Consider the following 12,460-nt stretch of genomic DNA (forward strand, 5'->3'; position numbering starts at 1 on the left):
TGCCTCCTCGCTCGGACGGAAGAGGGATTTCAATCCCATAGCTGGCATCCTTGCGCGATGTCCAAGCCCCGCAAACCAACGACGCGTCGATCCGCCAATCCATCTGCGCGTGCCGCCTCCAACGCCGAGCCGCTCTCCGGCGAACAGGCGCGGCTGCGCATTCTTGCGGCGATTCGGGCATTACCTTCCGGCCAGGTTGCCGGCTATGGCGAGGTCGCACTACGCGCCGGCCTGCCCGGGCGGGCGCGGCTGGTGGCGCGCGTGCTCAGCGGCAATGATGATCCGCAGCTGCCGTGGCACCGGGTGCTGCGCAGCGATGGCCGGATCGCGTTGCCGGAAGGCTCGTCCGGCTACCGTGAGCAATGCCGGCGGCTGCGTGCCGAAGGCGTGGTGGTCGAGCAGGGCCGGGTGCGCCGTGCCAGCGCCGCGCAGCGGTTGGATGCCGCCGTGTGGGGACCTTCATAAGCCTGCCGTTATGATGGTTGGCATTCCGAAGGATGCCGTCATGCCCCAACTGCCGCCCGTCACCAAAGCGTTGTTGATCGCCAATATTGGCTTGTTCCTGCTGCAATGGGCACTGGGCGACCTGGGCGCCGGCGTGCTGCCCTCCGATGCGGCGCTGTCCTCGTTGATGCTATGGCCGATTTCCAATGGCTTCGATGCGTTCTCGCCCGGCGCCAGCTTCATGCCATGGCAGTTGTTGACCTATGCGTTCCTGCATGGCGGTTTCAACCATCTGTTCTTCAACATGCTGGCGCTTTTCATGTTCGGCGCGGCGCTGGAGCAGACCTGGGGGCAGAAGCGCTTTCTGACCTATTACCTGGTGTGCGTAGCCGGTGCCGGCGTGTGCCAGTTGCTGATGGCCTGGTTCACCCAGAGCGGGGCGCCGGTGGTGGGGGCGTCGGGCGGGGTGTTCGGTCTGTTGCTGGCCTACGGCATGCTGTTCCCCAATCAGCGGGTGATGCTGCTGTTTCCGCCGATCCCGATGAAGGCGCGCACCTTCGTGATCGTGTTCGGTGCAATTGAACTATTCCTGGGTGCGACCGGCTGGCAGCCGGGCGTGGCCCACTTTGCGCATCTGGGCGGCATGCTGTTCGGCTGGCTGATGATCCGTTACTGGCGCGGGCAGTCGCCGTTTGGCGGCAGCGGCGGCAGGAAGAGTGGTGGCAAGGGGCGCAAGCCGCCGCTGCGTGTGGTGCGTTGAGGTAGTCGCGGCGTGGCAGATCCACGCTGATCCGTAGGAGCGGCCATGGCCGCGATGGGGCGTTACCGGTAAGGCTTCATCGCGGCCGGGGCCGCTCCTACCAAGCGTGCGTTGTCAGGCAAGCAACGGATGGATGACTGGCAGCCGGGCGTGGCAGATCCACACTGATCCGTAGGAGCGGCCCTGGCCGCGATGGGGCGTTACCGGCAAGGCTTCATCGCGGCCGGGGCCGCTCCTACCAAATGTTGGGATGGATGGACTGCCAGACACAAAAAAAGAGCGCGGAGTCCGCGCTCTTTATTTTATTGCCTGCCACTGCGTGTTGATTGCCAGTGACTTCCTGGCGCTTGACTCAGCGCCAGATCTTCAATTGCTCGGCATCCACGCGCTGCATCGGCTGGCCGGCCTTGCAGCTGAATGCCGCACCGAACTCCGGCAGGTTGGACAGCGGGCCGTTGGTGCGCCACTGGCCCGGCGCCCGGATGTCGGCGCTGGCACGCTGCACCGCTTCGTTCGGCGACAGCTGTTGGGCCCACAAACCGGCCCAGGCGGTGAAGAATGCCTGCTTGTCAGCCTCGGTGGCCGCTGGCTGTGCCTTGCTGAAGGCCTGCCAGGCCAGTTCGACGCCGGCCAGGTCGGCCAGGTTTTCTTCGGCGGTCTGCGCACCGTTGACCTTGACGTTGGGCACGCCCGGGTAGGGGTAGGCACCAAACTGGCTGGCCACCTTGCCGGTCAGCATGGTCCAGCTGCTCTTCTCGGCCGGCGTCCACCAGCTGCGCAACTCGCCCTTGGCATCCACCAGCGAGCCCTTGGCGTCGATGGCACGTGTCATTTCGTGGGCGACCAGCGCGCCGTAAGCGCCGTACTGCGCGGCCGGGGTGCTGCCGGCGGTGAGCACCGGTGCCTGCAGCACGGCGGCGGTGATGATCAGGCGGTTCTGCGCAATGTCGTAGGCCACTGCCGGCTGCTGCGGCAACACGTCCCAGCGACGGTCGGCGTTGCCCTTGCCGATGCGCTTCATCTCCTCGCGGTGACGCCAGGTCGAGGCGATCAGCATGTTGCCGCCGAAGCTGCCGCGGCCCATCGGCTGCACGGTGTAATCCAGATCGCGACGCGGTGCGCCCACTTCGATCTTCATCGCCGCCAGCTTGGCCTTGGCTTCGGCGATCACTTCACCGTTGCCCCAGCCGGTGCGCTCCAGCGCGGCCAGCTGCGCGTCGCGTACCTGGTCGGCGATCGCTTCGGCCTGGCGGCGCGTGTCGCTGCTCAGGTAACGCGCCACGTATTCGCGGCCGAGCATCGGGCCGGCGGCGATATTGATCGCGTCCAGCACCTGCTGCCAGCGCTGCGGCGGCAGCGCATCGCCACGCAGCAGACGGCCGCGGAACTGGTACTCGGCATCGTGGAAGCTCTTGGACAGGTACGGCGCCATCGCGTCGCCCACGCGCCAGCGCAAATAGGCCTTCCACTGGTCCGGCTTGATGCTGACGATCATGCTGTCGAGCTGCTTGAACATGGCCGGGTCGGCCATCGACACCAGGTCGTCCTTGACGCCCTGTGCCTCCAGGAAGTCGGCCAGACGCAGATTCTTGTACTGCTTGGTCAGCTCCTTGGTAGCGATCGGGGCGTAGTTGTTGAACGGGTTGTTGATGCCCTGCACCGACTGCGCACTGCGCGCCAGCGCGGTCTCGATCTGCAGCACCGAGGCGGCATCGGCGTCGAGCCTGTCGGCCGGGGTGCCGGTCAGCGCCAGGATCTGCTTGACGTAGGCGCGGTAGCGGCCCATCAGCGCCTGGGTGTCGGCGTCGGTGCGGGTGTAGAACGCCGGGTCCGGCAGGCCCATGCCGCCCTGCATGAAATACCCGATGTGGCGATCCAGCGCCTTCAGGTCCACGTCCGGGCCGAAATTGAAGCCGACAGGGATGCCGACCTGATGCAGTGCTGCGATGGAAGCGGGCACATCCTTGGCCTTCTTGATCGCGTCGATGCGCGACAGCAAGGGGGCGATGGGGTTGGAGCCGTCCTTCTCGACGGAGGCCTCGTCCAGGCCGCTGGCCCAGAAGTCGCCGAGCAATTTCTGCACGTTGCCCTGCGGCGCCTTCATCGACGCATCCAGCAACTCGCGTTGCTGCTGCAGTGCGCGCTCGGACAGCTGGCCCAGCGCGGTGACGGCACCGGCCTGCGGCACCGGGTTGGCCTTGAGCCAGCCGGCATTGGCGTAATCGTAGAAATCGGTGCAGGCCGCCGACACGGCCGGGGCCTTGGGAGCGGCCTTCTTCTTGCGAGCGGCGTCGGCGTCGGGGGCGGACAGCAGCGTGATCAGGCTGAAGCCAAGAGCGAGGGCAAGCGGACGAATGGTGGGCATCGAGAAGAAGGGTGGCCAGATTGAAGTCGGCGGAGTTTAGCAAGGCTGCGCCCCGTACAGGCGGGCGCGAGCTGCTGCCGGTCTTCGGTGCCGGCCGCTTGCATGAATGCGACAGGCCCGCAAGCGCGGGCCTGTGCATGTTGCGATCGAGCTGAAAGCGCTTGCAGCCGCCTACCAGATCACCACGCGGTCTTTTTCGGCACGCACTATCGGAGCACCTGCCTTGCATGCGGAGGCCTGTGCGAAGGACGGCATGCTCGAGGGGACGGCAGTGGCACGCAGGCTGCCGGGCGCATGCGGGCCCGGGGCCAGATAGACCAGTTGCTGCTGCTCGCGGATCTGTTCGCGCCAGTTGCGCGCAAAACCCGGGAAGAAGCGTCGTTCCGGGCGATCCCCATCGATCGTCAGCGCGTGTTCGGGGTGGGGCTGGATGCAGTGACGGCGGTGGCGATGCATGTGGCCGGCCGTGATTTCCCCGCGGACGCAACAGTAAAACCGAAGGAAAAAAAACGGGCGACGATCTTTCGATCGCCGCCCGCCCGAACTACCGCACTTGCGCAATTACCAGATCACGACCTGCTGATCGCCCTGACGCACCATCGCATCGCCGGCCTTGCACGAGAACGCGGCGGCAAACGCCGGCATGTTCGACGGCGCGCCGATGGCGCGGAAGTTGGCCGGCGCGTGCGGATCGGTCTTCAGGCGCACCACCAGTTCTTCCGGAGTGAAGTTGCGGCGCCACACCGTGGCCCAGTTGAGGAAGAAGCGCTGGTCACGGGTGATGCCGTCGGTCTTGGGGTCGTCCTTGCCGGCGGTGGCGGTCTTCATCGCGTCGTAGGCGGTGTTGAGGCCGCCCAGGTCGGCGATGTTTTCGCCCAGGGTCAGGTCGCCCTTGACCTTGTCGCCGGCCGGTGTGCGATAGCCGTCGAACTGCGCGACCAGCTTGCCGGTGCGTGCCTTGAAGGCGTCCAGATCCTTCTGCGTCCACCAACCCGGATCGGCGATGAAGTTGCCATCGGCACCGAAGCGGCTGCCCTGGTCGTCGTAGCCGTGGGTCATCTCATGCCCGATCACCGCACCGATGCCGCCGTAGTTCATTTCCTCCGGCGCATTCGGGTCGAAGAACGGCGGCTGCAAGATCGCGGCCGGGAACACGATCTCGTTCTGCAACGGGTTGTAGTAGGCGTTGACCGTCTGCGGGCTCATGCCCCATTCGGTCTTGTCCACCGGCTTGCCGATCTTGGACAGGTTCCACTTGTAGTTGTACTCGGACGCGGCCATCACGTTGCCCAGGTAGCTGTCGCGGCTGGTGTTCAAGCCGTTCCACTCGCGCCACTTTTCCGGGTAGCCGATCTTGGGCGTGAAGCTTTCCCATTTGGCGATCGCCTTGGTCTTGGTCTCCGGGCTCATCCAGTCCAGCTTTTCGATGCGGGCCTTCAGCGCGGTGCGCAGGTTGGTCACCAGGGTTTCCATCTTGGCCTTGGAGTCGGCGGGGAAGGCAACCTTGACGTACATCTGGCCCAGCGCTTCGCCGGTCTGGCCATTGATGGTCGCCAGCACACGCTTCCAGCGTGGCTTGATCTGCTTCTGCCCGCGCAGGGTCTGGTTATAGAACGCGAAGTTCTCATCGACGAACGGCTGGCTGAGGAACGGCGAGGCACCATCGACGGTGTGGAAGCGCAGGTAGGCGCGCCAGACTGCCGGATCGGTGTCGGCGATCATCTTGCTCACTTCCTGGTGGAAGGCCGGGATCGCCAGCGAGAACATCTCCGGCGTGGCCACGCCCTGCGACTTGAAGAACTCGGTCCACGACCAGTTGGGGGTCAGCTTGTCGGCATCGGCCGGCGAGATCGGGTTGTAGGCCAGCGACGCATCGCGCGACATCTGGGTGCTGGTCTTGGAGACCTTGGCCAGACGTGTCTCGAACGCGACCACCTGCTTCGCCTGCGCGGCGGCATCGGCCGCGGCCACGCCGGACAGTTCCAGCACCTTGGCCACGTGCGCCTGGTAGGCCTCCAGCTTGGCCTTGTTGGCGGCGCTGGTGTAGTACTCCGGATCCGGCAGACCCAGGCCGCCCTGCATGGCATAGGCGATGTTCTGGCTGGATTTCTTGAAGTCGGCCTCGGCGCCGAAGCTGAAGAGCTCGTTGTTGCCCTTGGCGGCGCTGCTGCGCAGATAGTCGACCAGCTTGGCCTGGTCGTTGATGGCGTCGATCGCGGCCAGTTCCGGCTTCAGCGGCTCGATGCCCTGGGCGTTGATCTTGGCCTCGTCCATGCCGGTGGACCACAGGTCGCCGACGATCTTTTCCACGCCGGTGGCGCTGGTGTCGGCCGCGGCCTGTTCGACCAGCTGCTGCTGGATCGCATTGGAGCGCTCGTCGAGCATCTCGAACGCGCCCCAGCTGGTGCGATCGCTCGGCACCGGGTTGGCGGCCAGGAACTTGGCGTTGGCATACGCATTCAAATCCGTGCAGGCATTGCCGTTGGTATCCAGGTCGGCGGCGGTGAACTGGTTCACGGCCGGCAGCTTGCTCTGGTCCAGGGTCAGCGCCTTGGGAGCCGCCGGGGTGGTTGCGGCGGTATCGGCCGCGGGCGCGGCCGGCGCGGCGTCTTCGGATTTCTTGCAACCGCTCAGCGCGGCGGCCACGGCCAGGGACAGGGTCAACAAATGAGGTGTACGAATCACAAAGGGCTCCAGGAGCAGATGTGGGAAGCCCCGTCGCCGGGGCTGTGGCCGGCACTCTACGCCTCGCCAGCCGGATGGCATGGTGTCGAAGGTCATGGGTGCGGCATGTGTAGGTGAACCGGCCCGACGGTGTCCGGATGGGCGGCAGTCCTGCGCAGGGCACCAGCGCAGTGGCGGCCCGGTGTTTTCGCGTCCTGTGCGCTGTGGCTTGAGGCTGTGCCTACCTGGTCTGGCAGTCTGTGTCGTTGCGCGGGCGGCGGTCGAGAGGGGCGAGTACCTGAATGCTCCTGCTGTGCAAGCAGTGCTATATACAAGCGCATGCCTACCGCCTCCGAACCGTTGGATGCCCTGATCATCGGCGCTGGCCACAATGGGCTGGTCTGCGCCGCCTACCTGGCCAAAGCCGGCAAGCGGGTAGTGGTGCTGGAAGCGCGCGACGTCGTTGGCGGCGCAGCGGTCACCGAAGAATTTCACCCGGGGTTTCGCAACTCGGTGGCGGCGTACACGGTGTCGTTGCTGCAACCCAAGGTCATCGCCGATCTTGCCCTGGAGCGACATGGCCTGCGCGTGGTGGCGCGCCGCATCAACAACTTTCTGCCATTGCCGACTGGCGAGTACCTGCTGGCCGGCGCGGGGCGCACTGCCTTGGAAGTCGGCAAGTTCTCCGCGCGCGATGCCGCTGCATTGCCTGCCTATGAAGCGCGCCTGGAGCAACTGGCCGATGTCTTGCGTGCGCTGGCATTGCAGCCACCGCCGGATGTCAGCGATGGTGGATGGCTGCGCGCGTTGCCGCAGCTATGGCGCGCGGGCAAGCTGGGGCTGCAGCTGCAGGAGCTACCGCTCGCGTTGCGGCAGGAGCTGCTCGACCTGTTCACGATTTCGGCCGCCGAGTATCTGGATCGCTGGTTCGAAAGCGCACCGATCAAGGCGCTATTCGGTTTCGACGGCATCGTCGGCAATTACGCCAGCCCCTACACGCCGGGCACCGCCTACGTGTTGCTGCATCACGTGTTCGGGCAAAGCAATGGTGTCAAAGGCGCCTGGGGGCACGCCATCGGCGGCATGGGCGCGATCACCCAGGCGATGGCCGCCAGTGCGCGCGACTCTGGCGTGACGATTCGCACCGGCTGCGCAGTGGCGCGCGTGCTGGTGGAGCAGGGGCGTGCGGTCGGTGTCATCACCGCTCAAGGAGAGACGCTGCGTGCGCGTGCAGTGGTGGCCAATGTCAATCCGAAGCTGCTGTATCAGCGCTTGATGCAGCCGGACGATGTCCCCGCGGCGACACGCGAACGCATGGCGCATTACCGTTGCGGATCGGGCACCTTCCGCATGAATGTCGCGCTCTCGCGGCTGCCGGATTTCACCGCCTTGCCGGGCACGGGCGATCATCTGACTGCCGGCATCATCCTGGCGCCCAGCCTGGATTACATGGACCGTGCCTGGCAGGATGCGCGCGCTTCGGGATGGTCACGCGAACCGGTGGTCGAGTTGCTGATTCCCAGCACGCTGGACGACACGCTGGCACCGCCCGGTCAACACGTGGCCAGCCTGTTCTGCCAGCACGTGGCACCGCAGCTGCCGGATGGCCGGCATTGGGACGATCATCGTGAGCAAGTCGCCGAGTTGATGATCGCGACGGTCGAGCGCTATGCACCCGGATTCGCGGCCTCGGTACTGGGCCGGCAGATCCTCAGCCCGCTCGATCTGGAACGCATCTTCGGGCTGATCGGCGGCGACATCTTCCACGGCGCCCTCAGCCTCAATCAACTTTTCAGCGCACGCCCGATGCTGGGGCAGGGCGCCTATCGCGGCGCGATTGCCGGGCTGTATCTATGCGGCTCGGGAACCCACCCTGGCGGCGGGGTCACTGGCGCGCCTGGACATAATGCGGCGCGGGTGATTTTGGGTGATTGAGTTTTTGCTGCAATGTATTGAATCGAATTCGCCGCCAGGGAGGATCTGGTTTGAAGTAGGCACTCATCTGAGAAATTAAATAATTTTACTAACTTGTCTTGTAAAAATGTGATCTTTATCTGAAATCTATCTTGGGAAGTGATAATAATGGCGTGCGCTTACGGTAATTGCGCGAATTTCACTCACAAGGAGATGTCAGGTGAAGATTGCTTCTGTTGCTTTGTTGATTGCCCTCGCATGTGCTGGAGCAGACGTCCAGGCTGCCCGTAAGAACTCGATCAATTACGTCTATTTTAGTGCCGAGGGCGTTCCCGTCGGTCAGCAGGCGTATTTTTGCAATAACGCGCAATGGGAAGGAGGGGATACTTCTGCGCCATATCGTTTGACGATTAAGGGCGGCTGCAGTAGTGAAGTCATTTGTCCGCCGGGTGGAGGGTCTTGCAATATTCAAAACGATACATCGGTAACTTATTCGCTGACAAGTAGTGCGCCTTTCACAGAAGAGGAGGCGTGTGATTTGATCCGGCGCTTTCCGTGCGAGACAACTGAGCCTGAGCTTCTATGGGACTTTGGATGGACACCTGTTAGGCGTTAGATAAGTCACTTCAGGGCCAGCGGTAGAGTTCTTCTGCCCCAGCCCGCTGCCGGGATGGGGCGTCATCTATCGCGGTGCGATTCCGGCTTGTATCTGTGCGGGTCTGGAGCACACTCAGGAGGAGGCTTGGTCAGCGTGCGCCTGGACATAATGTTGCACGGGTTATTTTGGTGATTGACCAATACCAGGGTGATTGCCATGACTCTTCGGTAATGGATAAAAAAAGGCCCTGGAAACCAGGGCCTTTTCAAGTGATTTCTGCTCCGGAAGCGCCATTACGGCGATCCGGTTCCTGCGATCAGAAATCGTAGGCTGCAGTCAGACGGACGAATCGCGGTGTGTTGTAGTTGTAGGGTTCGGTACCGACACCATAGGTGTTGCGAACGGTGAAGGGCGCGGTGTTGTAGCGGCTTTCAACACGATTTACCGAGCGGTCGTTCAAGACGTTGAAGACCTGAAGTCCCAGCGCCAACTTATGGTCGGCGAAGGAAGGCCGGTAGGTAATGCCAAGATCCAGATTCTTGATCCACGGGGTACGTCCAGCGTCGCCCGGAGGTGAAGCCTGGCCACCACAGTAGTGGTACGCAGAGCCATATCCGATCGGATTGCCTTCATTCGACCCGAAGTAGCCCAGGCAGGAGATCGGTGTGCCCGACATCACGCGTACAGTCGCCGATGCCATCCACTCCGGCGTGATCTGATACGCACCGAATGCCTTGAGCTGATGCCTGCGATCATTTGCCAGACTACCGCCTGCGTAATACATCAACTCAGCCGCATCCCAGTCCTGCGTCTTGGAGACATCGGACTGACCGATGTCAGACTTAACCTGACCTTCGGTATTCCCGTAACTATGCGACCAGGTGTAGTCGACACGGCCGTACCACTTTTCGTCGAACGGATGTTCCAGAAACAGGTCCACGGCAACGTAATTGCGACGCGCCTTGTCGGTGAAACCCCAATCGGACTGGCTCATGCGCACTTGCGTATAGCCTGAGCCGTCGACGTTGGCAAGATTGTAGGTATTGGTCTGGCCAGGGTTGAACATGACGCACCCCGGGATGCTCACGCTGCTGACATCTCCACCAGTTGCAGCCAATTTCGCGGACATCTTGCCAGGATCGCAGACATCATCAATCGCACTCTGCAGCTTGCGATAGGTCACCTTGGCGCCCGAGTTCCAGCTCTCGCCGAGAGTTTTCTCGAAGCCAAGAATGATCTCGTCCTGATACTGCGACTTCAGATCACTGGGCGCGAACGCATTGGGATCCGGCGCCTGGCCGTATTCGCCATTGCTCGAGACCGGGCCAGGACCAATCGCTCCAAGACCGGTTGGCTCGCCGTTGGCGTCGATACCAGTGTATGTGAAGTATTCGTCAGTATAGGTTGAGGCCGATGCTCCACGAATGGCGACGCTATTGGGTAACGCCAGGTAGTAGCGCCCAAGGTTGGCGAATATCTTTAGTGACGAATCGCCGAACACATCCCAGCTTGCACCCAGCCGCGGCGCCCACTGATCACCGCTGTCGACATAGGCAACGTGGTCGCTATTGTAGTTTGTGAACTTATCGTTGCGAATGCCCAGGGTCAGCAGCCACTTGTCGCTGACCTGCCAACGGTCCTCCAAATAATAGGCTTTCTGCTCGACCGCCATGCTCGTGGTTGTCGTAAAGATCCGACGTTGCGCGTAGTAGCCCTGTCCGCCGGGCGCACCGACGCCAAGTTCGGGGTTAATGCCTTCAGTAGGATTGTCCTGGCGGCCATAGATCCACTGATAGCCAGGACCCGTGGTGCGAACGCCCTCGTTGTAGGCATTGAAATACATATTGTCCACGCCAGCGGTCAAATCGTGATCGCCGAGGCGGTATTCCAACTCTAGACGGAGGCTCCGCGACTTGCTGATCGGGTCATCAGCCTTGGCTCGATTGGTCGCCTGATCGTTGCGAATCGGCGTGTTACCCACAATTGCCGGATCTTGCTCGGTGACGCCGTCGAGGAATGGAAGGTCCGAAATATTGGGGTTGAACTGGCGGTTGTGCTGGGTGCTGCGGCCCCAGGTGGCATTCAAGGTCAGATCATCGGTGAGATAACCGGTGTATTTGAAAATGTCGTATTTGTCAGTGATCTTGAACGTATCCGGGAAAGTCCCGGTCGCGCCCCCAGTGCTCAGATCGTCGTAATTGAATGCGGTGTAGTAGCCGCCGCGTCGGTCAGTGTTCTGGATGCGGGTATATTCCAAAATATTGGAATCGTTGATGTTCCAGTCCAGCTTTCCATAAAACTTGGGCGAGCTGTACCCGTAGTTGTTCTGTCCCTGGATAGAGCTTGTGCGTGCGTTGGTGGTGACGCCGTCGGTCTTATCGGTTTCTCCAGCGACAAAAATAAAGAGTTTGTCTTCGATTAGCGGGCCGCCCGCATACGCGCTGTAGACAGTACGGGTTTGATTGTTGTCCTTGCCACTGCGGTAGAGCGTGCCAGGCTGGGTACGGTTGGTGTAGCCATAACCCGCAGGCAGGGTGTTGCTCGGGAACCAGACATCGCCAGTCGAACTTGCCAGGGAATCTGGTTCCCACACTGCCTGTGCACCAAAATGCCATTCATTGGTGCCGCGCTTGCCGAGCTGGTTGATCACGCCGCCTGTGGAACGGCCGTACTTGGCGCTATAGCCGCCGGTATAGGTTTCCTGCTGGTCGATTGCGCCATAGGGCAGGCTGACGCCGCCCAGGTTGCTCAGCGGATTACTGACGTTGAAACCATTGATGTAATAAGCATTTTCGGTAACGCCGGAACCGCCGAAAGAGACCACCGAGCGCGAGCCGTTATTGAAAGCGCCACTGCCGGCCACTGCACCAGGCGCGAGCAACGCAATCGCCTCCGCACTGCGTCCCAGCGGCAGGGTTGCCAGCTGTTCGGACGTGATCACCGATCGCGAGCTGGTGGAGCTGACGTCGATCTTCGGTGCATTGGCGGCAGTGACCGTGATCGCGCCGAGCGTGGTTGCATCGGTGCTGCCGCTGGCAGCTGCGCCAGCAAACGACACCTCGGTGCCGGATCCCACGCGCAGCTGCACGTTCTTGCGGGTGTCGACGACCTGATCGCCACGCTTCAAGGTGACGGTGTAAGCGCCGACCGGCAACGAGCCGAGGTTGTAACGGCCGTTGGCGTCGATGGTGATCGTCCGGCTGAGGCCGGTGTCGCTTTGAACGACGATGGTGCTGCCGGCTTCCGAGGGAGCGCTACCGTAGATGCTGCCGGTGGTGCTTTGTGCGTAGACCGCGCCATTGGCGAGACAGGCGCCGAGCACAACAGCCAGAGCGGTGCGCTTGAGGGCATGGCGACGAATTTGATTGCTCATTCCTAACCTTTCAGCTGGGCATCGGGAGAAGTGGCGGTCACCGGAGAGTCAGATGGCCTTAACCCGAACGTAATGAATGTGTGGTCTGAGTCGCAAGCGCTTTGAATGATTCGTTAATGAAAACGGCGAGATCCGCATCAAATATGCGGATCTGCGCACAAATTGCAGGGCATGCGAACAATCGCGGACGTGTGCGGCACGAGTATTCATTTTTGTCAGTGCGCGCGATGCGGCATGACATTGCGCCGACTAACCGAACGCTACATGGCGCCACGTTCATCTTGAGAGTGTCGCGTCCGGAGTTACTGGTTTCATGTGAAACATGAAGTCAAAAAAAGACCC

General features: G+C 62.3%; 7 protein-coding genes and 1 pseudogene. 4 read left to right on the top strand and 4 right to left on the bottom strand.

Going from position 1 to position 12,460, the window contains the following annotated elements; translation table 11 throughout:
* Positions 1-57: 57 nt before the first annotated feature.
* Both DYQ94_RS13990 and DYQ94_RS13995 read left to right on the top strand, forming a co-directional pair.
* Positions 58-465: an MGMT family protein gene (locus DYQ94_RS13990; RefSeq protein ID WP_126965952.1), complete on the top strand. Its 408-nt coding sequence runs from the start codon at positions 58-60 to the stop codon at positions 463-465.
* A gap of 40 nt (positions 466-505) precedes the next feature.
* Positions 506-1,204, top strand: a complete 699-nt coding sequence (locus tag DYQ94_RS13995; protein WP_126965953.1) for a rhomboid family intramembrane serine protease — start codon at positions 506-508, stop codon at positions 1,202-1,204.
* 352 nt (positions 1,205-1,556) lie between these two features.
* Here DYQ94_RS13995 and DYQ94_RS14000 read toward each other — a convergent pair whose 3' ends face one another.
* The 3 genes and pseudogenes from DYQ94_RS14000 to DYQ94_RS14010 form a co-directional block, all read right to left on the bottom strand.
* A complete protein-coding gene (locus tag DYQ94_RS14000; RefSeq protein ID WP_024939531.1) occupies positions 1,557-3,569 on the bottom strand; it encodes a M13 family metallopeptidase in 2,013 nt (670 codons plus the stop codon).
* Positions 3,570-3,740: 171 nt separating this feature from the next.
* A pseudogene (locus DYQ94_RS14005) lies at positions 3,741-4,001 on the bottom strand (M13-type metalloendopeptidase); the annotation flags it as partial.
* Between the two features lie 129 nt (positions 4,002-4,130).
* Complete coding sequence (locus tag DYQ94_RS14010; RefSeq protein ID WP_160954488.1) at positions 4,131-6,233, bottom strand: M13 family metallopeptidase; 2,103 nt, start codon at positions 6,231-6,233, stop codon at positions 4,131-4,133.
* Between the two features lie 339 nt (positions 6,234-6,572).
* Here DYQ94_RS14010 and DYQ94_RS14015 point away from each other — a divergent pair, with 339 nt between their 5' ends.
* Positions 6,573-8,168 carry a phytoene desaturase family protein gene (locus DYQ94_RS14015; protein WP_126965955.1) on the top strand — a complete coding sequence of 532 codons (1,596 nt, stop codon included), beginning with the start codon at positions 6,573-6,575 and terminating at the stop codon, positions 8,166-8,168.
* 199 nt (positions 8,169-8,367) lie between these two features.
* Positions 8,368-8,763, top strand: a complete 396-nt coding sequence (locus tag DYQ94_RS14020; RefSeq protein ID WP_228607703.1) for a hypothetical protein — start codon at positions 8,368-8,370, stop codon at positions 8,761-8,763.
* A gap of 298 nt (positions 8,764-9,061) precedes the next feature.
* Here DYQ94_RS14020 and DYQ94_RS14025 read toward each other — a convergent pair whose 3' ends face one another.
* Positions 9,062-12,118, bottom strand: a complete 3,057-nt coding sequence (locus DYQ94_RS14025; protein ID WP_065032472.1) for a TonB-dependent receptor — start codon at positions 12,116-12,118, stop codon at positions 9,062-9,064.
* Positions 12,119-12,460: the final 342 nt, after the last annotated feature.

Source organism: Xanthomonas sp. LMG 8993 (genome assembly GCF_009835065.2).
GTDB classification, from domain to species: domain Bacteria; phylum Pseudomonadota; class Gammaproteobacteria; order Xanthomonadales; family Xanthomonadaceae; genus Xanthomonas; species Xanthomonas arboricola.

Coding starts and splice junctions, on each gene's coding strand:
- DYQ94_RS13990 (WP_126965952.1), top strand. CDS start 58: ATGTCCAAGCCCCGCAAACCAACGACGCGTCGATCCGCCAATCCATCT.
- DYQ94_RS13995 (WP_126965953.1), top strand. CDS start 506: ATGCCCCAACTGCCGCCCGTCACCAAAGCGTTGTTGATCGCCAATATT.
- DYQ94_RS14000 (WP_024939531.1), bottom strand. CDS start 3,569: ATGCCCACCATTCGTCCGCTTGCCCTCGCTCTTGGCTTCAGCCTGATC.
- DYQ94_RS14015 (WP_126965955.1), top strand. CDS start 6,573: ATGCCTACCGCCTCCGAACCGTTGGATGCCCTGATCATCGGCGCTGGC.
- DYQ94_RS14025 (WP_065032472.1), bottom strand. CDS start 12,118: ATGAGCAATCAAATTCGTCGCCATGCCCTCAAGCGCACCGCTCTGGCT.